This is a genomic window from Nocardioides sp. T2.26MG-1, from assembly GCF_950101795.1.
Taxonomy (GTDB): domain Bacteria; phylum Actinomycetota; class Actinomycetes; order Propionibacteriales; family Nocardioidaceae; genus Nocardioides.
This window is the reverse complement of sequence record NZ_CATNLZ010000016.1, coordinates 1-22,282: the sequence shown is the minus strand read 5'-3', so window position 1 is coordinate 22,282 and position 22,282 is coordinate 1. Positions and strand designations below refer to the sequence as shown.

At 66.7% G+C, this 22,282-nt stretch carries 21 protein-coding genes; 20 read left to right on the top strand and 1 reads right to left on the bottom strand.

The window, feature by feature from the left end:
* Positions 1-7: 7 nt before the first annotated feature.
* Positions 8-1,315, bottom strand: coding sequence for an ISL3 family transposase (locus QQZ14_RS12655; RefSeq protein WP_284534679.1), 1,308 nt, complete (start codon positions 1,313-1,315; stop codon positions 8-10).
* Positions 1,316-1,739: 424 nt separating this feature from the next.
* On the opposite strand from QQZ14_RS12655, the gene QQZ14_RS12650 reads away from it, so the two are divergent.
* The 20 genes from QQZ14_RS12650 (at position 1,740) to QQZ14_RS12555 (ending at position 22,134) form a co-directional block, all read left to right on the top strand.
* A complete protein-coding gene (locus QQZ14_RS12650; RefSeq protein WP_284534678.1) occupies positions 1,740-2,897 on the top strand; it encodes an acyl-CoA dehydrogenase family protein in 1,158 nt (385 codons plus the stop codon).
* A gap of 23 nt (positions 2,898-2,920) precedes the next feature.
* Entirely contained in the window at positions 2,921-4,591 is a 1,671-nt protein-coding gene (locus QQZ14_RS12645; protein WP_284534677.1) for an AMP-binding protein, read from the top strand.
* A 24-nt stretch (positions 4,592-4,615) separates the two neighbouring features.
* Positions 4,616-6,193, top strand: coding sequence for an acyl-CoA carboxylase subunit beta (locus QQZ14_RS12640; RefSeq protein WP_284534676.1), 1,578 nt, complete (start codon positions 4,616-4,618; stop codon positions 6,191-6,193).
* Between the two features lie 5 nt (positions 6,194-6,198).
* Positions 6,199-8,223 (top strand): acetyl/propionyl/methylcrotonyl-CoA carboxylase subunit alpha, encoded by a 2,025-nt coding sequence (locus QQZ14_RS12635; RefSeq protein WP_284534675.1) that lies wholly within the window; start codon positions 6,199-6,201, stop codon positions 8,221-8,223.
* The gene (locus tag QQZ14_RS12630) at positions 8,220-9,113 is read left to right on the top strand and encodes an SDR family oxidoreductase (protein WP_284534674.1); all 894 of its coding nucleotides are present in this window, start codon (positions 8,220-8,222) and stop codon (positions 9,111-9,113) included. Before QQZ14_RS12635 ends, QQZ14_RS12630 begins: the two co-directional genes overlap by 4 nt.
* Positions 9,110-10,471, top strand: coding sequence for an acyclic terpene utilization AtuA family protein (locus QQZ14_RS12625; protein ID WP_284534673.1), 1,362 nt, complete (start codon positions 9,110-9,112; stop codon positions 10,469-10,471). Before QQZ14_RS12630 ends, QQZ14_RS12625 begins: the two co-directional genes overlap by 4 nt.
* 4 nt (positions 10,472-10,475) lie before the next feature.
* Positions 10,476-10,814: an AtuA-related protein gene (locus tag QQZ14_RS12620; protein WP_284534672.1), complete on the top strand. Its 339-nt coding sequence runs from the start codon at positions 10,476-10,478 to the stop codon at positions 10,812-10,814.
* Complete coding sequence (locus tag QQZ14_RS12615) at positions 10,811-11,632, top strand: enoyl-CoA hydratase/isomerase family protein (protein WP_284534671.1); 822 nt, start codon at positions 10,811-10,813, stop codon at positions 11,630-11,632. The genes QQZ14_RS12620 and QQZ14_RS12615 overlap by 4 nt, the downstream gene beginning before the upstream one ends.
* Positions 11,629-12,456: an IclR family transcriptional regulator gene (locus QQZ14_RS12610; RefSeq protein WP_284534670.1), complete on the top strand. Its 828-nt coding sequence runs from the start codon at positions 11,629-11,631 to the stop codon at positions 12,454-12,456. The genes QQZ14_RS12615 and QQZ14_RS12610 overlap by 4 nt, the downstream gene beginning before the upstream one ends.
* Positions 12,453-13,550, top strand: coding sequence for a CaiB/BaiF CoA transferase family protein (locus tag QQZ14_RS12605; protein ID WP_284534669.1), 1,098 nt, complete (start codon positions 12,453-12,455; stop codon positions 13,548-13,550). Before QQZ14_RS12610 ends, QQZ14_RS12605 begins: the two co-directional genes overlap by 4 nt.
* Entirely contained in the window at positions 13,538-14,278 is a 741-nt protein-coding gene (locus QQZ14_RS12600; RefSeq protein ID WP_284534668.1) for an SDR family oxidoreductase, read from the top strand. The genes QQZ14_RS12605 and QQZ14_RS12600 overlap by 13 nt, the downstream gene beginning before the upstream one ends.
* A 35-nt stretch (positions 14,279-14,313) precedes the next feature.
* Positions 14,314-14,760: a MaoC/PaaZ C-terminal domain-containing protein gene (locus QQZ14_RS12595; protein ID WP_284534667.1), complete on the top strand. Its 447-nt coding sequence runs from the start codon at positions 14,314-14,316 to the stop codon at positions 14,758-14,760.
* On the top strand, positions 14,757-15,902 hold the full coding sequence (locus tag QQZ14_RS12590) for an acyl-CoA dehydrogenase family protein (protein WP_284534666.1): 1,146 nt from the start codon (positions 14,757-14,759) through the stop codon (positions 15,900-15,902). The genes QQZ14_RS12595 and QQZ14_RS12590 overlap by 4 nt, the downstream gene beginning before the upstream one ends.
* A 21-nt stretch (positions 15,903-15,923) precedes the next feature.
* Positions 15,924-17,090, top strand: coding sequence for a thiolase family protein (locus QQZ14_RS12585; RefSeq protein ID WP_284534665.1), 1,167 nt, complete (start codon positions 15,924-15,926; stop codon positions 17,088-17,090).
* 59 nt (positions 17,091-17,149) lie between these two features.
* Entirely contained in the window at positions 17,150-17,929 is a 780-nt protein-coding gene (locus QQZ14_RS12580) for a citryl-CoA lyase (protein WP_284534664.1), read from the top strand.
* A gap of 2 nt (positions 17,930-17,931) precedes the next feature.
* Complete coding sequence (locus QQZ14_RS12575; protein WP_284534663.1) at positions 17,932-18,699, top strand: enoyl-CoA hydratase-related protein; 768 nt, start codon at positions 17,932-17,934, stop codon at positions 18,697-18,699.
* Positions 18,700-18,721: 22 nt separating this feature from the next.
* Entirely contained in the window at positions 18,722-20,389 is a 1,668-nt protein-coding gene (locus QQZ14_RS12570; protein ID WP_284534662.1) for a class I adenylate-forming enzyme family protein, read from the top strand.
* 127 nt (positions 20,390-20,516) lie between these two features.
* On the top strand, positions 20,517-21,215 hold the full coding sequence (locus tag QQZ14_RS12565; protein WP_284534661.1) for a transglutaminase-like domain-containing protein: 699 nt from the start codon (positions 20,517-20,519) through the stop codon (positions 21,213-21,215).
* Entirely contained in the window at positions 21,212-21,649 is a 438-nt protein-coding gene (locus tag QQZ14_RS12560) for a hypothetical protein (RefSeq protein ID WP_284534660.1), read from the top strand. The genes QQZ14_RS12565 and QQZ14_RS12560 overlap by 4 nt, the downstream gene beginning before the upstream one ends.
* Positions 21,650-21,654: 5 nt before the next feature.
* The gene (locus QQZ14_RS12555; RefSeq protein ID WP_284534680.1) at positions 21,655-22,134 is read left to right on the top strand and encodes a PaaI family thioesterase; all 480 of its coding nucleotides are present in this window, start codon (positions 21,655-21,657) and stop codon (positions 22,132-22,134) included.
* The last annotated feature ends 148 nt before the right edge of the window (positions 22,135-22,282 follow it).

The window sequence follows — 22,282 nt, the reverse complement described above, 5'->3', positions numbered from 1 at the left end:
TGGCTCTTCACAATCCAGGGTGTAGTCGAGGCCTGAACCCGCCGGACTCGAGCAAGCATCTCGCGATGTAGTTCGTGAGGTTGCGGAACCCGAGTGCGGAGCCGCGTAGGTGCTCGAGCCTGCCGTTGATGGCCTCGGTCGGACCGTTGGACGTGCCCGGCCTGTCGAAGTAGGCGAGCACGTCGTCTGCGCGCTTCTTCAGTGTCCGGCCCAGTGTCACGACTTCACTCAGCGCTGCGGGTACGCCGTGGCTGATCGACTCGATCAGCTTGGTCATCAGCTCGCGGCCCTGGGTGCGGTCGGGTTGACGGTAGGCGGCGATCATCCGCTGGTAGATCCACCAGGTCACTTCGACCTCGGCGTGCTCATCGACGGTGAACAGTGCGTCCAGGCGGTCGTGCTGCTTGTCGGTGAGCAGATCGGCGCCGGTGTGCAGCGTCCGCCGGGCACGGTAGAGAGGGCCGTCCTTGCGGCCGCGGTGGCCGTGGATGGCTTGCTGCACTCGCCGGCGGCACCGGTCCAGCGCGTCGCCGGCCAGCCGGACGACGTGGAAGGGGTCCATCACCGCGACCGCGTCGGGGAGTTCCTCGGTGGTGGCGGTCTTGAAGCCGGTGAACCCGTCCATCGCGACCACCTCCACGGCGTCGCGCCACGCCTTCGGGCGGTCGGCGAGCCAAGTTTGGAAGGCCTGCTTGGAACGGCCCTCGACCATGTCCAGCAGCCGTGCTGGGCCGACGCCGTTGCGGATGCCGGTCAGGTCGATGATCACGGTGACGTACTTGTCGCCGCGCCGGGTGTGGCGCCACACGTGCTCGTCTACGCCGATCGCGGTGACGCCGTCGAAGCGATGCTCGTCGTCGATCAGGACGCGCTTGCCCTCGGCCAGGACCGCGTCGTTGGCGGTGTTCCATGCGACCCCGAGACCCTCCGCGACCCGGGCCACCGTCAGGTGCTGGCACACGATCCCTTCCAGCGCCCACCGCAGCCCACGGCGTGACAGCTTCGCCCGCGGCTCGGCAGCCTGGCTGGTGTCTTGGCGCCACACATGTCCGCAACCGGTGCAGCGGTAGCGACGCACCGTGATCAGCAACGTCGTCGGCCGCCAGCCCAGCGGCTCGTGTGCGAGTTCTCGGGTCACCGTGTCCCGCGGGACGCCTTCGCAGCCGCAACGCCGGCACCACTGATCAGGGTCGAGGACCCGGCAGGCGAGCACGGCACGGTCGGGCTCGAGCCGTTGGCCGGTGACTTCGAGGCCGAGCTCGTCGAGGCGGCAGAACGTGGTCAGGTCGGGGCGCGCGAAGGTAGCGTGAGACAAGTCGAGGTCTTCCAGATGGCGAGCGTCAGAACTTCCATCATCGGGAGACCTCGACGTCTACCCGGTCACTGCCCCCACCCCAGCCGCTACACCGTCATCTGTGAAGAGCCCGTATCGGTGGCCCCCAGTGGGCATCGGTTCCCTCATCCCATCCGCAGCCGGCACCGTGCCCACTAGCCAGAACCGTCACGATCCAACCGATCGACGGTTCAGCACAAAGTTGCGGGCCTGTTCGTGGCTGTAGCTCTGGTCAGTACGCGTCCGACCCGCTCATGCAGGACGCGTCTGTGGATAGAGGCTCCACCGGCGTGCGCGACCGCTCGAGGCAGCTCGCACATCAATATACTGAACTACTTGTCAAGATGTTGACAGCACGCTATGGTGATTCACCTCGCTTCACTAGCTCTCAGGTAAGGGGTGCGTCGTGTCGCTACTGGAATCGGGCGAGCAGAAGTCGATCCGTGAGTCAGTCAGGGCCATTGCCGGGCCCTACGATCACGCGTGGTACGTCGATCGCGCCCGCAAGGGACAGAAGGTTGACGAGTTGTGGAAGGCGATCGGCGAAGCCGGCTTTATCGGTGTCAACCTGCCCGAGGAGTACGGCGGCGGTGGGATGGGCATCGAGGAGCTCGCGATCGTGGCCGAGGAGCTGGCGGCCCTGGGGTCGCCGCTGTTGATGATGATCGTGTCGCCGGCCATCTGCGGATCGGTGATCGCTCAATTCGGTTCGACCGACCAGAAGGACCGCTGGCTGCCGGGCTTGGCCACCGGCGACATCAAAATGGCCTTTGCGATCACCGAGCCCGACGCCGGGTCGAACAGCCATCTGATCTCCACGGCCGCCCGGCGCGACGGCGACGAGTGGGTGCTGAACGGGAAGAAGTACTACTGCTCGGGCGTCGACGAGGCTGATGCGGTGCTCGTGGTGGCGAGGACCTCGATGGACGACTCCAGCGGCCGTGCGAGGCTCTCGCTGTTCATCGTCCCCACGGACAACCCAGGGCTGAGCATGACGGTCATCCCCGTCGAGGTTGTGGCACCCGAGAAGCAGTTCACCTTGTACTTCGACGACCTCCACCTCGGCGAGGACGCCCTGCTGGGCGAGGTGGACAACGGGCTACGCCAGATCTTCCACGGCCTCAACCCCGAACGGATCCTGAGCGCCGCCACGTCCAACGGCATCGGGCGATTCGCTCTCGAGCGCGGCGCGCGCTACGCCCGCGAGCGTTCGGTCTGGGGTGGCACACCCATAGGCGCCCACCAAGGCATCAGCCATCCACTGGCTGAGGCTCACATGCACGTGGAGCTGGCCAGACTGATGACCCGCAAGGCGGCGTGGCTCTACGACCACGACCAACCCGCCGGAGAAGCCTCGAACATCGCCAAGTTCGCGGCCGCCGACGCCGCGATCGAAGCACTCGACCGGGCCATCCAGACCCACGGCGGCAACGGTATGGCGACCGAGTACGGGCTCGCCGATGCATGGGGCTTCGCGCGTGTCCTCAAGATCGCACCCGTCTCCCGCGAGATGGTGTTGAACTTCGTCGCCCAGCATTCGCTTGGGCTGCCACGCAGCTACTGAGACAGTCCGAAAGGGGACCTCGGATGAGGCCGTACGCAGATGCTCTCACCGCGCAATACCACGCTGCAGGGATTTGGCAAGACCGCACCTGGAGTTCCTACGTCGCGGAGCACGCCGCGAACCGTGGGGACCGGGAAGCGATCGTCGACCAGCCCAACAAGCAAGAGTTGATGGGCCGTCCGCCGATGCGGTTGACCTGGGCGGAGGTCAAGCGGCACGCGGACGCGCTCGCGCTCGCCCTTCTGGAGGCGGGTGTGAAAGAGGGCGACGTGGTCTTCGTCCAGCTGCCCAACAGTGCGGAGTTCGTGCTTACCCACCTCGCCCTGGACCGGATCGGCGCCGTGGGCACCTTTGCGCCGATGCGGCAGCGGTCCTCCGAAATCACCTACGCCATCACCAAGACAAAGGCCACCGTGGCCATCTGCATGGGTGAATTCAGGGGCGAGAACTTCCTCGGCATGGTCCACACCGCCAGGACGGCCGCAGGCTCGATGTTGAAGACCATCATCGCCCTCGGTGCGGAAGGCCGTCCCGAGGCGGATCTCGCACTCGAGCCGATGCTTCTCGGGACGCCCGGCGACACAGACGTGCTGGACGCGCTCGTGGTGTCGCCGGACGAGGCACTGACCCTGTGTCTGACGACGGGGACAGAGAGTGAGCCGAAGGTCGTACCCCGTACACCCAACTCCTGGATGGTCACGGTTCGAGCGATTCTTCGGGCTACCGGACACGGCGCGGAGTCGGTCTTCTCCGGTCCCTTTCCGTACGCGAACATGGGCGGTCTGGGCGTCGAGATGTACCCCTGGATCATGGCGGGCGGCAAGTTCGTCACCCACGAGCCCTTCGACGTCGACGTCTTCCTGCAGCAGATCACGGCCGAGCGAGTCAATTACATAATCGCCGTCCCTGCGATCTACTTCGCGATGCTCAACCACTCCAAGCTCGACGAGAAGTACGACATCTCTTCCCTCAACGTGGTCGGCTGTGGCGGTGAGGCCCCCCCGCACACGATCATCGAGATGCTGGATGAACGCGGCATCACGGTTATCAACGAGTTCGGAGCCACCGAGGGATGGTTCTTCTTCACCCTGCCCGGTCAGCCCCTGGAGGAGCGCAAGGACCTGTTCAGGGTCGACCAGCTCGAGGAGTTCCTACCGATGACCCAGTTCCGGGCGCTCGACCCAGAGACCGGTAAGGACGCGGCCCCGGGTCAGCCGGGCGAGTTGGCGGTCCGCGGACCGTCAGTGTTCGCCGGTTACTTGGACGCCGACGTGATCAACGAACGGTCCTTCACCACCGACGGGCTCTTTCGCACCGGCGACCTCGTGACCATCGGCGCCGACCGGAGCCTGCGGTACGTCGGACGACTCAAGGACATGATCATCCGCAGCGGGCAGAACATCAGCCCGGCAGAGGTGGAGCTGATCATCCAGCGGCACCCCAGCGTCTACGAGGTCTCGGTCATCGGGCTCTCCCACCCGGAGCGCGGTCAAGACGTGTGCGCGGTGGCCTCGCTGAAGACCGGCGCCACGCTGTCCTTGGAGGACCTCCAGCAGTTCATGCGTAACCAGGGAGTCGCCCGGTACAAGATCCCCGAGGCGCTGGAGATCGTCGAGGAGCTTCCCAAGGGACCGAGCGGAAAGATCCTCAAGCGGTCGTTGCGCGACCGCTACGACACCCGAAAGTTGGGATAGCTGATGCCAATGCTTACCCCTCAGGTGGACAAGAGTTCCGAGGCGTTCGCGCGGAACAGGTCCAGCCTGCTGCAACGGATCGCACTGCTGGATGAGCAATTGGCCGCAGCGCGTGCCGGCGGTGGCGACAAGTATGTCGAACGACACCGTTCCCGCGACAAGATGCCGGTGCGGGAGCGACTCGATCTCCTTCTGGACCGGGGCTCGCCGTTCCTCGAGCTCTCCGCACTGGCGGGCTGGGGGAGCGAGTTCACCGTCGGCGCGAGCGTCGTCACCGGGATTGGGGTCGTCTCGGGCGTTGAGTGCGTGATCGTCGGGAACGACCCGACCGTGCGTGGCGGGGCATCGAACCCGTTCACGTGGAAGAAGATCATCCGTGCCCTCGAGATCGCCCGGCACAACCGGCTGCCGGTGATCAATCTGGTGGAGTCCGGCGGCGCCGACCTGCCCACCCAGGTCGAGGCCTTCGTGCCGGGTGGAGCACTCTTCCGCGACCTGACGCGCCTGTCGGCTGCCGGTGTCCCGACCGTAGCCATCGTCTTCGGCAACTCCACCGCCGGTGGCGCGTATGTCCCGGGCATGTGCGACTACTCGATCATGGTCAAGGAGCGGGCCAAGGTGTTCCTCGGCGGCCCGCCGCTGGTGCGGATGGCGACCGGTGAGGTCTCCACGGACGAGGAGTTGGGCGGCGCGGAGATGCACTCCCGGACCTCGGGCCTCTCGGACTATCTCGCCGTCGACGAACGCGACGCGATCCGTCTGGGGCGGCAGGTGATGGCCGACATCAACTGGCGCAAGTTAGGTCCGGGCCCCACGCAGCCGGCACGTCCGCCTCGGTGCGACCCGGAGGATCTTCTGGGTGTCGTCTCGAGCGACCTCCGGGTTCCGTTCCGGCCCCACGACGTGCTCGCCCACGTCCTCGACGACTCCCGCTTCGACGAGTACAAGCCGACCTACGGCACTAGCCTCGTCACGGGCTGGGGGCACCTGCACGGCTACCCCGTGGGTATCTTGGCCAACGCCAACGGCGTCATCTTCCCGGAGGAGGCCGAGAAGGCTGCGGAATTCATCCTCCTCGCCAACCAGGTCGACGTGCCGCTGCTGTTCTTGCAGAACACGACCGGCTTCATCGTCGGTAAGGTCTATGAACAGGCTGGGATGATCAAAGACGGCGCCAAGATGATCAACGCTGTAGCGAACAGCAGCGTCCCGCACATCACGCTACTGATGGGCGCTTCCTACGGTGCCGGCAACTATGCCATGTCCGGACGGGCGTACGAGCCCCGCTTCGTGTTCTCCTGGCCGAACTCCAAGACCGCGGTGATGGGACCTCAACAGCTTGCCGGCGTCCTGTCCATCGTCGCCCAGCAAGCCGCGGCCGCATCCGGTCGGGAGTTCGACGAGGCGGCGGATGCGGAGCGGCGGGCCTCGGTGGAGCAGCAGATCGAGCGCGAATCCGACAGCTTCTTCATGAGCGGGCGTGTCTACGACGATGGGGTGATCGACCCACGGGACACCCGGACGGTGTTGGGGATCGCCCTCTCCGCGGCCCATTCCAACGAGATCAAGGGCACCCGCGGCTTCGGTGTCTTCAGGATGTAAGGCAGATGATGACGCAAAAGTTCAGGTCCGTCCTCGTCGCCAACCGGGGTGAGATTGCCCGACGGGTGATGCGGTCTTGCCGCGACGTCGGCCTGCGCACGGTGGCGGTTTTCTCCGATGCCGACGAGGATGAACCGTTCGTCACCGAAGCCGACCTAGCGGTGCGGCTGCCGGGCGTAACGGCCACCGACACCTACCTGCGCGCCGACCTGATCATCGAGGCGGCTCGGCGCACGGGGGCAGAGGCGATCCACCCGGGATACGGCTTCCTCTCCGAGAACGCCGACTTCGCGCGGGCCACGCTCGACGCGGGCCTGGTGTTCATCGGTCCTCCCCCCGAGGCGATGGAGCTGATGGGTGACAAGCTCAGGAGCAAGACCCGGATGCAGGAGTTGGGCGTACCCGTCCTGCCCGCGATTGAGGTCACCCACCTCACCGCGGGGGAGCTTCGCAAGGCTGCCACAGACATTGGCTTCCCGCTCTTGGTCAAGGCCTCCGCTGGCGGTGGTGGTCGAGGCATGCGCATCGTGCGCGACCTCGAGCAGACCTCGGATGCGGTCGCGGCGGCCCGCCGCGAGGCTCAGTCCGCCTTCGGTGACGAGACGGTTTTCCTAGAGCGCTACCTGGAAGCGCCGCGGCATATCGAGGTCCAGGTCTTCGCCGACGCCCACGACCAGGTGGTGGCGCTGTTTGAGCGGGAGTGCTCGATCCAGCGTCGACACCAGAAAATCGTCGAGGAGTGTCCCTCTCCAGCTGTGAACGACACCTTGCGCAAGCAACTGAGCGAGGCCGCCGTCACCACGGCCCGGGCCGCGGACTACCGGGGCGCCGGCACCGTGGAGTTCGTGCTGGCCGAGGACGGGTCGTTCTACTTCTTGGAGATGAACACCAGGCTGCAGGTCGAGCACCCCGTGACCGAGGCCGTCACCGGTCTCGATCTCGTGCGCCTTCAGCTGGACGTGGCTCAGGGCCTCCCTCTGCCGGAGGAGGCGCTGTCCCCGACGATGAGCGGGCACGCCATCGAAGTCCGCCTGTACGCCGAGGACCCCGCCAACGGTTTCCTGCCGACGGCAGGCCGGATCCACGACTTCTCCTTCGAGTCGACGCCGGGCCTCCGCGTCGATGCTGGCGTCCGAGCCGGGTCCGTGGTCAGCACGTACTATGACTCGATGTTGGCGAAGGTCATCGCGCACGCGGTTGACCGCACGACGGCAGCAGGCGTGCTGGCCAAGTCCCTACGGCTGATGCACGTCGACGGCGTGGTGACCAACCGGCAGCTGCTGGTCGACGTGCTGGAGCACCCCCGGTTCCTGGCCGGTGCGACGCCGACCTCGTTCCTCGACGACCACACCGATCTGCTGGCCGCTCGAGCGGTGGACGAGCGGCTGCGGCTGCACGGCCTCGTGGCGGCCCTCAGCGGTTACGCGCGCGCCCCCGAGGAGCACTCGGTGCTGCCTGCGGTGCCGGCGGGATGGCGCAACAACCCCCCTATGCGCTCCCAGGACCGCGCTCTCGAGCGCGTGCAGTACGCCGTCCAGGACACCACCGTGAACATCGGGTTCTCCATCGCCGGTCGCGAGGTGACGGCCGATGTTGACGGTGAACGGGTCGACGCGGTCGCCCTCCACCTGTCAGCCGACGTCGTCGACCTGGAGGTCGCGGGGATCCGGCGGACCTACACGGTACTTGCGGTGGACGACGTGGTCCACGTCCACGACGCGGACGGCATGACCACGCTCGGCGAGCTCTCGCGCTTCCCGGCGACCGATGATGGGGGGCATGCCGGGTCCGCGACGGCACCGATGCCCGGCGTGGTCCTCGACGTTCTGGTCAACCAGGGCTGCGTCGTCTCGACCGGCGACCGTCTGGTCGTGCTCGAGGCCATGAAGATGGAGCACACCGTGACCAGCCCCACTGACGGGACCGTCGCCGAGGTGCTGGTCGCCAGCGGCGACCAGGTGGAGGCGGGCGCGGTCTTGGTCGTGCTCGCCGACGACGCCGACGACGACGCCGACGCGACACCAGCATGACCACGGGCACTCGCGGGATCAAGACTGATGAGAACTCCCAGGAGGAAGACATGCCCCAACCAGACGTGACCGGCCAGGACGGTCGAAAGGTCGCTCTGATTACCGGTTCATCGAGAGGACTGGGCAGAGCGATCGCCGAGCACCTCGCGCGGTCGGGTCACGACATCGTGGTGAACTACCGGCGCAACGCCGACCTGGCCCAGGAATCCGTGCACAGCCTGGAGCAGCTGGGCGCTCGCGCCATCGCGATCCAGGCCGACCTTGAGAGCACCGATGAGATCGACGCGATGTTCGCGGGCGTGCAGGCCCAGTTCGGCCGGCTCGACGTCTTAGTCAACAACGCGGCGGCAACGGCGTTCAAGCCGCTGCTGGAGCTCAACGACACCAACGTGCAACGAACTCTCCGGCTGAGCGTCAACGGCTTCGTCCGCTGCGTCCAGCAGGCAGTGCCGCTCATGGAGGGACGACCAGGACGGGTGGTCGCCATCAGCGGTGTCGACAGCAGCCACTACATGCCCGGCCACGGTCTGCTGGGTGCTGCGAAGGCTGCCGTGGAGAGCCTGGTGCGCGCCTTCGCGCTCGAGCTCGGTCCCCGAGGCATCACGGTCAACGGCGTGCGTCCGGGTGGTTTCGAGACCGACTCCTCCCGCATCTACGGCGGCTCGCAGTACGAGTTCCTCCGCGAACGTTTCATCGCCCAGTCCGGGATCAAGGACTTCGGCACCGTGGACGACATGGCAGGGGCCGTTGACTACCTGGTCTCGCCTGCGGCGCGGTACGTCACCGGGCACGTGATCGTCGTCGACGGCGGCCTCACAGCGAACCTTGGTGAGCTCGACGCCATCAACGACGCCACCCGCAACCACCACATGGGAAGGGTCAACTCATGAAGACCGTGCGCATGGGAGCAGGATCCGGCTACTGGGGAGATCTGCTCGAGCCCGCCATAGACCTCGCCAAGCGCGGGGAGCTGGACTACCTCGGCTTCGACTTCCTCGCCGAGCTGACCATGTCGTTGCTGCAGCGGGCGAAGCGCAGGAACCCCGACACGGGCTACATCCCCGACGTGGTGCCGTGGATGCGTGCGTTGTTGCCCATCACCCACGGCAACGGCACCAGGATGGTCCTCAACGGTGGCGGCACGAACTGTGAGGCCGCAGCCGAGGCAGTCCTGCGCGTGGCGAGGGACGCAGATCTCACCCAGCTGAGGGTCGCCGCGATCAGCGGTGACGACCTGACGTCCCGGATCGGGGAGTTCCGCCAGGCTGGGGTGACCTTGGCCAACATGGAGACCGGGGAACGGTCCATCGACGAGATCGCGGACCGCATCGTGTCTGCGCACGCCTACATCGGGTCCGAGGGGATTGTCGAGGCTCTGGCCGGTGGTGCTGAGGTCGTCATCGGCGGCCGCCTCGCGGACAGCTCGGTCTACGTCGGCCCGCTGATGCACGAGTTCGGCTGGTCGTTCGAGGACGCGGACTGGAACCTGCTCGGGGCGGCGATCACAGTGGCGCACGTGATCGAATGCGCCGGGATCTGCTGCGGTGGCATGAGCTCGCAGTGGAAGAACGTTCCCGAACCGTGGAACATGGGCTTCCCGATCGCGGACTTCCGACAGGACGGCACCGCCGAGATCTCCAAGCTGCCGGACACCGGTGGCCTGATCAACCAGTGGACGATCAAGGAGCACCTGCTCTACGAGACGCACAACCCCGCCGACTACCGGATGCCCGACGGCATCGCGGATCTGACCACGACCCGGCTGGAGGAGACGGGGCCGGATCGGGTGCGCCTGTGGGACATGAGCGGCCGGGAACGACCGGACATGCTCAAAGTCCAGATCGGGTACACCGACGGCTGGATCGCCGAGGCGCGGGTCCTCCTGCCCTGGCCGGACACCATGGCCAAGGCCGACCGCTGCGAAGAGATCATCCGCAAACGCCTGGACATCGTCGGGGTAACGCCTCGCGAGCTGCGCTTCGACCGGGTCGGCGTCGACGCCTTGGCCGGCCCGCTGGCGCGGCGCCCGCGGCGCGACCCCGAGGAGATCGAACTGCGGGTGACCGCCCGCGTGGACAGCCGGGAGGAAGCCGCCATGGTGAACCGCGAGGTCACCCACGTCAGCACAATCGGACCGGTCGGTACGGCCTTCGGTCCACCTGTGAAGCCGCGCGAGGTCATCGCCCTGTGGCCCACGCTCGTGCCACGCGACATGGTGCCCGTCAACGTGACGTTCGAGGAGATCTGAGTCCATGATGACCACACTCAACGACCTCGCCTACACCCGATCCGGCGACAAGGGCGACATCTCCAACATCGGGATCATGGCCTTCGGAGCGGCCGAGTACGAGGCACTGCGGACCTGGGTCACTCCCGAGCGCCTGCGCTCGTTCTTCGCCGGTGTCGTGCTCGGCCCCATCCAGGTCTACGAGCTGCCCCGAATCCAGTCACTACAGGTCGTCCTGCACGACGCGCTCGGCGGAGGAGCCACGCAGACCCTGAGGTTCGACGAGACCGGCAAGTCGATGGCCGCCCTGATGTGCCGGATGCAGATCCCCACCGCTCTGCTCAGGAAGGGAGAAGCCGGATGACAGTGGACGCGCCCCCCGAGCCGAACATCCTCGCCGAAGAGATTGCGGCGGGCATCACAGTGGTGTGGCTGAACCGGCCGGCACAGCTGAACGCTCTGTCCTCGACGCTCATGGCCGAACTCAGCGACGCCCTGCGCACCGTGGGGCGGGACTCCCGGGCGGTCGTGCTGAGCGGTCGGGGCCGAGCGTTCTGCGCTGGTGGTGATCTCAAGGAGCTGTACCCCTTGCTCTCTGAGGCCGACGTCGATGTCCGGCGCCTGCAGATGCGCGCCTTCCAGGAGGTCGTGACCGCCATCCGATCCGTCCCGTGCCCGGTGGTCGCTGCCGTCAACGGGGTGTGTGCCGGCGCCGGGATCAGCCTGGCCCTTGCCAGTGACGTGGTCCTAGCCGGTGCGGACGTCCAGTTCCACCCGACCTTCACCCGGGCGGGTTTGCTCCCGGACCTGGGGTCGCTCCACCTGTGGACCCAGGCCGTGGGACCTCGACGGGCCAAGGAGATGGCCTTCCTGCCCGAACCGATCGGCGCCGAGGACGCCCGCGCTGCCGGGATGGTCAACCGTGTCGTCGCTCCTGGGCAGGCCGTGGAGGCCGCAGTCGAGTTGGCGCACCGGCTGGCCGCCGGGCCCCGCGCGGCGCTGCAGATGATCAAGGACATCATCAATCGCGAGGACCAGGCCGAGCTCGACGCCTCGATGGTGCTGGAGTCCTACGCGCAGGCGGCGGCCTTCTCCACCGGCGAGGTGGACGAAGGCGTCGCGGCCTTCCTCGACGGTCGTGCGCCCCGCTTCGGGACCACCGAGACCGAAGGCACACCGTGAGCCGGGGAGAGGCCGCTCACACGGCGAAGGCCTACCAGGTTCCGGCGATCGAGCGCAGCATGCTGATCCTGCAGGCGCTGCAGCAGCACGGGCCACTTGGACTGGCCGATCTGGTGAGTGTGACCGGTCTGTCGCGCAGCACGTGCTACTACCTGGTGCGGACCATGGCCAAGGCACGGCTGGTCGAGGCTGACGAGGAGACGCGGAAGTTCCACCTGGGGATCGGGCTCGTCGAGCTGGGGTCGGCGGCAACCGAGCAGATCGGCTACCTGGGCGTGATCAAGCGCTACATCTTGGACCTGCTTGACGAGATGGACGCCACGTTCGTCATCTACCGGCGCATGGACCGTGGACGGGTCTCGATCGTGGACAAGGTCGAGCCGCGGCACCGGCTGCGAGTCACGGTGCCCCTGGGTAGCACGCTGCCCATCCAGGGCGGCTCCTTCGGGAGATGCTTCCTGGCCTATGACGACCCGACCGCGGTGCGGGAGATCCTCAGCGCAGGCCTCCAGCGGTACACCGAGCACAGCATCACCGATGTTGAGCGGTTCCTCGGCGAGATCGAGGACGTCCGCGAGCGTGGATGGGCCATGGACCGGGAGGGGTTTGCTCTCGGGGTCAGCACTGTAGCGGCGCCCATCCTTCATCATGACAAGCCACTGTTGGTCGTCGCTGCGCTGGCTATGGCAGGTACGCTGGCCGATGACGCCATCGCCGAGCGTTGGGGGCGACGACTCCGCGAGATCTGCGACATTGCATCGGCCACGCTGCACCAGCACCACCGCGCGCCTGCCGCAGTCCACCCACCGACGGATGAGCGATGACCGTGATCGACGACGATCTTCGGCCGCTCAATGGGGTTCGCGTGATCGACCTGTCGCTGCTCATCCCCGGTCCGTGGGCGACGTCGATGCTCGCGGAACTGGGCGCGGACGTCCTCCACGTGGAGCCGCCCGGGGGTGACCCGCTGCAGGCGATGATGCCGGGTGCCTATCGAATCGTGGGGCGGGGCAAGAAGGCGGTACGACTGGACCTGAAGTCGGACGGGGGTCGTCGCCGTCTCCTCGACCTGCTCGAGGAGAGTGACGTGCTCGTCGAGGGGTTCCGCCCCGGAACGCTGCAACGACTGGGCTTCAGCCTCGACCAGATTATGGCGAGCTTTCCCCGGCTGATTGTGTGCTCGCTCAACGGCTATGGCAGCGACGGCGCCTACCGCGACCGCCCCGGGCACGACCTTAACTACCTGGCTGCAAGTGGCCTGTTGTCGGTGAGTGGGGAGCCAAGTGGGCGACCGTATCCGGGTGGGGGTGTCCCGCTCGCGGACTTGGCGGGCAGCCTCTTCGCCACGCAGGGCATCCTTGCCGCGCTGCTGCTCCGCCAGCAGACAGGCGCCGGCTCCCGTCTCGTCGTGCCGCTGGCAGCAGCTGCCTTGAAGCTGTCCGAGCCGAGGATGGCCGAGTACGACGAGAGGGGCGGACCGGCCAAGGCTGAGCTGATGTCCCGGGGCGCTTATGACGTCTTTCGATGCCGAGACGGATCTTGGCTGGCCGTGGCCTGCATGGAGGACCGCTTCTGGCGGGGGCTCTGCCAGGTGTTGGGTCGTGAGGACTGGCTGGACCGCGAGGAGTACTCCAGCTACGGCGGCCGCTGCCGGCACGCCGAGCGACTCAACGGGGATCTGGCCGATGAGTTCGCCCGGGCGGACCGCGACGAGTGGGTGGACCGTTGCGTGGCCGCGGACCTGCCCGTCAACGCCGTCCTCGACTTCACTGAGATCAGCGACGACGTGCACATGCGGCGATGGCTTGACCGGGTGCCGAACGGGGGAGCCCGGTCGGTTCGGCTTCCCTACACCCTCCTCCCCGCCCGCCCCACACCGACAACTCATGACTCAGGGAGAAGTAGATGGCCAACTTAGGGGTAGCGCTCGTCACCGGTGGGGCGGGTGGTTTGGGTCGCGAGATCGGGCGCCAGTTGGCGGCGGGGGGCCGCCGGGTGGTGCTGGTCGACATCGACGAGGAGGCTGCCACCACGGCGGCCCGTGAGCTGGCCGCTGACGGGCTGCACGTGGAGCCGGCCGTCGCAGACGTCACCGACCGACGTCAGGTGGACAGACTCGTGGCCGAGATCGGTGCGACGGGTGGAGCCGTCGATGTGCTGGTGAACAACGCGGGCTTCCCTGTCGACGCACCACTGGTGAAGATGACCGATGACGACTTCCGGAAGGTGGTCGACGTCTGCCTGTTCGGGACTTTCGTGTGCTCTAGAGCTGTCGTTCCGGGCATGATCGAACGCTCCCGCGGGCGCATCGTCAACGTGGCGTCTCGGGCCTACCTGGGCAATCCCGGACAGGCGAACTACGCGGCGGCCAAGGCTGGCGTCGTCGGTCTGACCCGGGCCTTGGCCAAGGAGCTGGGCAAGCGCGGGATCACCGTGAACGCCGTTGCTCCGGGTTTGATCGACACTCCTGCGGTGCAGCGCCACCCGAAGCACGACCTGCTCGTGGAGCTGGCCGGGAAGCACAACTCGGTGCCCCGGCTCGGGGTCCCCCAAGACGTGGCGTCTGCCATCGCTTTCCTTGCTTCCGACGAGGCCTCGTTCATCACCGGCGACGTGATTCACGTGTCGGGCGGGCGGTACACATGATGGAACAGGCTGGTGGCCGGTTGACCGACCTGGCTGTGGGAACCACCACGACCTCCCCGCGCCGTACGGTGACCGAGGCCGACGTCGTCGGCTTCGCCGGTCTGTCCGGCGACTTCAACGCCTTGCACACCGACGAGGTGTCAGCCTCTGCGACGCCGTTCGGCACCCGGATCGCGCACGGGCTGCTCGGTGCCGCGATCGCCTCGGGCCTGTTCACCCGAACTGCCCTGTCGACCTCCCTGCAGGAGTCGCTCGTTGCCCTGCTCGGCGTCGACTGCCGTTTCGTCAACCCCCTGCGGATCGGCGACACCGTGCACGTCGAGGCCGAGATCATCGAGCTGCGCCCGACCAGCGACCCTTGCCGAGGAGTCGTGATCGTGGAGCGTCGGCTCGTCAACCACGAGGGTGCCGTGGTCCAGGTGATCACCACCCCCATGCTCATCGACACCACGCATCCCGATCAAGGAGACACCCCCACATGACCATGCTGACTGAAGAAGAGCTGGACCTGCAGCGTTCCGTCCGTTCCTTCCTCGACGCCAAGGTCGCTCCGCTCGTCGCCGAGCACGAGCAGGCCCGGACGTTCCCTTGGGAGATCCTGCCCTCGCTGCATGAGTTCGGCTACGTCGGTGGCCTGGTGAGTCCCGACGACGGGGGCGACGACCTCAGCTACTCGATGCTCGCCATCTTGATGGAGGAGGCCGGCCGGTGCTGGGGGTCGCTGCGCACTACGCTGAACATCCTCACCATCGTTCCGTACCTGATCTCCGCGTTCGGCACCGAGGAGCAGAAGAGCCGCTTCCTGCCCGACCTCCTCTCCGGACGGCGCCGTGCGTGGTTCGCGATGACCGAGCCGGACGCAGGATCCGACGCCGGGTCGCTGCGGACCCGTGCGAGCAAGGAGGGCGACTCCTGGGTGCTGCAGGGCCGCAAAATCTACATCACGAACGCGCTCCACGCCGATGTCGGCATCGTCATGGCCACGGTCGACCCGGAGGCCGGACCCAAGGGGATCACTGCCTTCCTCGTCGACGGCACGGAGTCTGACTACGCCGTCCACGACATTCCGCACATGCCGGTCAGGGGCACGAGCAGCTGTGAGCTCGTGTTTGACGACACGCGCATCCCCGAGCACAACGTCCTGGGCGAGGTGGGCCGGGGACTGTCGACGGCCATGAAGGCGATCAACGTCGGCAGGCTGAACATGGCCATGGGAGCGGTCGGCCTGAGCCAGGCGGCCCTCGAGGAGTCGATCAAGTTCGCCACCACACGTCAGCAGTTCGGTCGACCCCTGGGTGGGTTCCAACTGGTGCAGGAGATGGTCGTCGAGATCGCCACCCTGACGCAGACCAGCCGACTCCTCGGCATGCACGCCGCCCGCGCCCTGGACGCGGGCGACTCCGGGAGGCAGGAGTGCTCGATGGCGAAGTACTACTGCGGCGAGTCCGCGAACAAGGCTGCCTCGCTGGCACTGCAGGTGCACGGTGGAGCCGGCCTGATGGAGGAATCACCCGTGGAGCGTATCTTCCGCGACGCTCGCGAAGCGACGATCCCCGAGGGCACCTCGCAGATCCAAATCCTCCAGATGGGCCGTGCTCTGCTGGGCCAGTCGGCCCTGCGATGAACGATCACCAGGAGACAGCTCATGACTGACGCCTACATCCTCGGCACGGTGCGCAGCCCCCTGGGCAGACGTGACGGCGCGCTGGCCGAGACCCGTCCCGACGAACTGCTCGCACTGACCCTCCGGGAACTCGTCGATCGTCACGCGGTGGATCCGCACGGGATCGAAGACGTCGTGGTGGGTTGCGTAAACGCGGTCGGCGAGCAAGGACGCAATGTCGGGCGGATGGCGGTCCTCGCCGCCGGCTTCCCGGAGAGCGTGCCGGCGGTGACGATGAACCGAATGTGTGGCTCGAGCCAACAGGCACTGAACTTCGCCGCCCAAGCGGTGATGTCTGGTCAACAGTCGCTGGTCCTCGCAGCTGGTGTGGAGTCGATGAGTCGCGTCCCGCTGGGTGCGGATACCGTTGGTGTCGACCCCTCGCCGGCGGTCACCGAGCGCTACGAGCTCGTGAACCAGGGCCTCGCGGCTGAGATGATTGCCCAGGAGTGGTCGCTGACCCGCGAGGAACTCGACGAATTCAGTGTCGAGAGCCATCGCCGGGCCGCCCGCGCCTGGGACACGGGGATCTTTTCCGAGGAGACTTTCCCGGTCGTCAGCGGACCGGCTCAGCATCTACTGGGCCGCGACGGCGGATCCGTAGTCCTCAGGACGGACGAAGGTATCCGGCGTGACACCAGCGTCGAGGCGCTGGCACGGCTCCGACCCGCCTACCGCGACGGCGGTCTGGTCCATGCAGGGAACTCCAGCCAGATCACCGACGGGGCAGCGGCGGTCCTCATCGGGGACGCAGATGCGGCACAACGGCTGGGCCTGAAACCTCAGGCGCGAGTCGTGGCCACCCAGGTGGTCGGGGTGGACCCGGTAATGATGCTGCACGGCGTGATCGATGCAACCAGACGGGTGCTGGACCGGGTGCGCCTGGAGCCGTCGGAGATCGACCTCTACGAAGTCAATGAGGCCTTTGCCAGCGTCGTATTGGCCTGGCAGCGAGAGCTGCGGGTGCCGCTGGAGCGGGTGAACGTCAACGGAGGGGCGATTGCGCTGGGTCATCCGACCGGCTGCTCCGGAACCCGCCTGATGACCACTCTGGTGCACGAGATGCAGCGGCGAGGCGTTCGCTACGGCCTTCAGACCATGTGCATCGGTTATGGGATGGCGACGGCAACGGTCGTCGAGGCCGTCTGACGAGTACGCGCGAGGCCTTCGTGGCATCGCGTCCCCTGGCAACAATCCAAGGAGAAGCAGTGACAGACCCTGGCATCGGTACCCAGATCGCCACCTCAACGGTCGATCAGATCTACATCCGCGGGCGCAGCCTGGTCGACGACCTGATGGGGTCTACCGACTTCACCAGCATGGTGTTTTTCCACCTGAGGGGCCGGCTCCCCACCGAGGGCGAGAAGGCGGTGGTGGACGCATGTCTGGTTGGGGTGATGGAGCACGGGCTGACTCCCAGCTCGATCGCGGCCCGACTGATCTACTCCAGCTCCCCCGAAGCGATGCAGGCGGCCGTCGCCGGTGGACTGCTCGGGGCCGGCAGCGCCTTCCTTGGGGTGATGGAGGAGTCGGCCCAGATGCTGCAGGAGGGCCGGGACCTGGTGCGGCGGGGCGAGACCACGGCCGAGGAGTTCGCCCGCGACCGGCTCTCCGAGCTGCTCGCGGCGGGCCGTCCGATCCCGGGCTTCGGCCACCACATCCATCGTCCGGACGACCCCCGCACCCCGAAGCTCCTCGAGATCGCCGAAGAGCATGGTGTGAGCGGCGAGCACGTGGAGATCTTGAGAGCACTCAGCCGCGTCATGGACGAGCTCAAAGGCCGGCACGTCACGGTGAACGCCACGGGTGCCGTGGCAGCGGTCCTGTCCGACATCGGTTTCTCCTACCGGATCGTGCGCGGCTTTGCCCTCATCGGTCGCTGCGCCGGCCTGGTCGGCCACATTGCCGAGGAGCAGGAACGACCTCTCGGGCGGGTGCTGTGGGACATGGCTGACGAGCACGTCCCCTACCTGGGGGAAGGAGGCTGAGAATGGTCGAGGCGCTGCGCTACGAGCGTGACGAGCACGGGATCGGCTGGATCACTATCGATCGCCCGGACGCCGCCAATGCGTTGGACAGCACCGCGCGAGCCGCGCTGTGGACGTGCTTTCGCCAGTTCCGGGACGATGAGGCTGCCGGGGTCGCCGTGATCACAGGAACCGGGGACAAGGCCTTCTGCGCCGGGGGCGACCTCAAGGAGATGTCCTCCTCTCAACTAGGTGTTCCCCCAGTGGACTTCCTTCCGCAGCTCAACCGCAACTTCCAGCTGGACAAGCCGGTTATCGCCGCAGTCAACGGCGTCGCCCTCGGTGGCGGCTTCCTCCTTGCCCAGATGGCTGACCTGTGTGTCGCGGCTGACCATGCGAAGTTCGCCATCAGCGAGGCGAAGTGGGGCCGCGGAGCACCCTGGGCTGCTCCGTTGCCATGGCTCATCCCGCCCCGTGTGGCCTTGGAGATGCTGATGACCGGAGACAGCATCTCCGCGGCGCGGGCCTACGAGTTGGGGCTGGTCAACAAGGTGGTGCCGTCCGTCGAGCTCCGAGCCACCGCGGTCGAGCTGGCCCGGTCAATCCTCGCCAACGCACCACTCACCGTGCGGGCCAGCAGACAGATGGTGTACGCGGCGGCCGAGCCCTCCCTCGCCTACGGCTTTGCGCGAGCCGAGCAGCTGTTCGAGGGCGTCTATCTCAGCGCGGACGCCCAGGAGGGTCCGCGCGCGTTCCTGGAGCGACGTCCCCCGCAGTGGTCGGGCAAGTAGCAATCCCAGTTAGGAGAAACCCATGTATCAAGAAGCACTCGGTCAGACCGTCAACCGGACCTTCGACTACACATGCGACGAGGGGGGGGACCGGGAGGCTCTCGTCTACCATGGCCCCGACGTTGAGGAGCGCCTGAGCTACTTCCAACTCCGGCGTAGGGTGGCCGCCCTTGCCGACGGCTTGCAGCAAGCAGGGGTCCGTAAGGGCGACCGAGTGGCCTTCCTCCTGGGTGTCACCACCGAGTGGGTGACAGTCTTCTACGCAGCGATGCGCCTGGGGGCCATCGCGGTTCCGCTCAACCTCGTCTGGACCGCCCGCGAGATCGAGGAAGGACTGTCTCTCACCGAGGCGAACGTACTGATCGCCACCGACTCCTTCCGCGGTCGCAACTACCTGCACGAACTCCAGGAGCATCTGCCGGGTCTCAACGCCTCCAAGCCCGGTGAGCTGTCGATCGAGACCCTTCCGCACCTGCGCAGCGTCATCGCCGAGAGTCGCAGCGGGGAACGCTATGCATTCGCCGGCGACCTCGGCGATATCGCCCGTAGCGGTGAGAACTACTCCGCCGAGGGCTTCGCCGCCCTGAGCGCGGAAGTCCGGCCGGACGACTTCTCGATCATGCTACTGACCTCCGGCACGACCAGTTTCCCCAAACCGGTCCTGCACACCCATCAGAGCCTGATGGTGGGGGTGGCCGGGTACGCCGACGGCATCGAGACTGAGTCCGCGGACAAGATGCTGATCGTCGCGCCGAACTACCACGTCGCCGGCTATCTCACGCTGCTCATGCCGCACCTGCGGGGCGCCGCCGTGCACCTCATGGAGTTCTACGACGTCGGCCTGGCACTCAAGGTAATCGAACGTGAGCGCATCTCGATGATGTTCGGATTCGATGTCCATTACCTGATGATGAACCGGCATCCCCACTTCGCTATGCACGACATCTCCAGTCTCACCAAGACCATGATCGGGTCCTCGCCGGGGTCCTACGACGAGATCAAGAGTATGGGGATCACCCACCACGGGAACATCTACGGCTCCAGCGAGTACGTCGCCTCGCAAGCATACCTGCCCTACCGGGACCGCCACGACGAGTCAGTCATGCGACTCTCCCACGGCCGGCCGATGCTCGGCACAGACCTGGTGATCAAGGACCCGGCCACCAACCGCGTTCTCGGGCCCGACCAGCCGGGCGAGATTTGCTTCAAGGGTCCGGCGCTGTTCAGCGGTTACTACAACATGCCCGAGGAGACAGCAAAGTCGTTCGACACCGACGGCTACTTCCACAGCGGCGATTACGGTTGGGTCGACCAGCGCGGGTACGTCTACTACCGCGGTCGCTTCAAGGAAACGATCAAGAGTGGCGGGGAGAACGTCAGCGCCCAGGAGGTCGAGCTCTTCTTGCAGATGGAGCTTCCGTGGATCCTCAAGGCGATGGTGGTCGCCGTGCCCGATCCCAAGTGGGGGGAGGCAGTCACGGCCGTCGTCCAACTCAAGCCGGAAGTCGACGTTGACGAGGAGGGAATTCGCGAGGCATGCCGAGGCAAGCTGGCCGGCTACAAGATCCCGAAGCACGTCATCTTCGTCTCCGACGAGGACTGGGTGGCGACGCCGACCGGCAAGTTCGATCGCGGTGCCATGACCAGCCTGGCGCTTCGCAGAATGGGAATCCAGGAGCCGTCACAATGATCGGAGGCACCGTGTCGCCTGCGGGCACAACTAAACCGTGCGTTAGGCGCCCGCCGCGGTCATCCGGTTCGGCTCGGTCTGATCGTTCCGTTCCGGTTGACGCTCTGCTGGGCATTTTGAGGCGTCGGTGACGCCGACAGCGGGGTCGTGTCTGGAGCCGACCTACTTCCTCGATCACGACCACCCGACAGTCCGCGACTTCACGCACGACGTGATCGCGTCCGCGGCGAACCCACGAGAGCGTGCCACCATGCTCTTCGCCGCGGTGCGGGACCGCATCTGGTACGACCCATACTCGGTGTCCCGAGTCCCCGAACACTACCGCGCCAGCGAAGTCCTCAAGGTTGAACGCGCGTACTGCGTGCCCAAGGCAGTGCTCCTGACCGCAGTACTGCGCGCTGCTGGCCTCCCTGCCCGAGTGGGCTTCGCCGACGTGCGCAACCACCTGCAGACCGACACATTGCGCGCGTTAATGGGAGGGACCGACCTGTTCGTCTACCACGGCTACTCCAGCGTCTACCTCGACGGACGATGGTGGAAGGCGACGCCCGCCTTCAACGTCGAGCTTTGTGCGCGCTTCGACGTGCCCCCAATCGACTTGGACGGACGGAGCGACGCGCTCATGCACGCCTTCACCGCGGACGGCACTCGGCACATGGAGTACGTACGGGACCACGGCACCTTCGACGACCTGCCCCTGGACCGCATCCTGGCGGCGCTCGACCAGGCTTACGGACCTATCGTCACCGCCGCCGCGGGGGTTGACGACGCCTTCTCCCGCCGCCAACCCGGAACCACCCGTCCACCCAAGACGGGACGCGCATGATGGTCGGGGCCGGGGGTGTTGCGGTAGCGAGCTCCGAGAACGCGCGAACCCGGCTCGAGGCGGCTGTGCTGGCGCACCTGGGCGTGATGCTCGAGCACCCGTCCTTGTGTCGGGCACTGGTCGGCGACCTCGGACGCGCGACCCGGCTGCCCGAGTTGGCGGCGGCACTGCGGACTGCCTTCTACGAACCGATCGAGCAAGTATTGGCTGAGGGTGTCTCCGACGGGTCGCTGCGCCAGGTCGCCGATCCGGGCGCCGTGGCCTTGAGCGTCTTCGGTGCCATGACCGTCGCTGGCCTCAGTGCGGCCGTGGAGGCGCCGTCCGCCGACCGATCCGCCGACGCAACGCGTCTATCTGCCGCGGTCAGCGAGCTGGTCCTCGACGGTCTCGCGACACCTGGCAGTCGTGTTCAGCGGCGGGGTGAGCCGCTGTGAGCAGCATGGAGGAGCTCCTCGCTAGCTGGAAGGAGAAGTTCCGGCCGCACGCTGATGGGGCTCAGCTTCCGCCGCACCACCCGCACTGCCTCGCCTGTGGCCCCGACAACCCGCACGGCCACCACCTCGCCGTCCGTCGTCGAGGCGAGGAGGTGCACGCGACCCACGTCTTCGATGAACGTCACGTGGGGGCACCCGGGATCGCCCACGGCGGTGCCGTAGCAACCGTTTTCGACGACCTCTTCGGGTTCCTGCTCTACCTCACGGGCGGTCCTGCGGTGACCCGGAAACTCGAGGTGCTCTACGACTCACCGGTCATCCTCGGCAGCACCTACGATCTCGCGGCCAGGATCACCCGGACAGAAGGGCGCAAGCTCTTCATGGAAGCCGACATGAAGCAGCTCGGTGGGTCACGTGTCGCCTCCGCGTCGACCCTCTTCCTTTCGGTGGACGTGACCCACTTCAACCAGGGAATGCCGCGATGATGGGGACATCGTCGGGCGCCGTACTTCCCGGTGCCCCCCCGTTCCGAAAGCTCCGCAGTCCCGTGGGTGCCGATCCTGGTGGCGGGTTTCCTCGGAGTCTCGGCAGCGGTTGGTACAACCTGAGAAGCACAACAAACAGGCTCTTCAC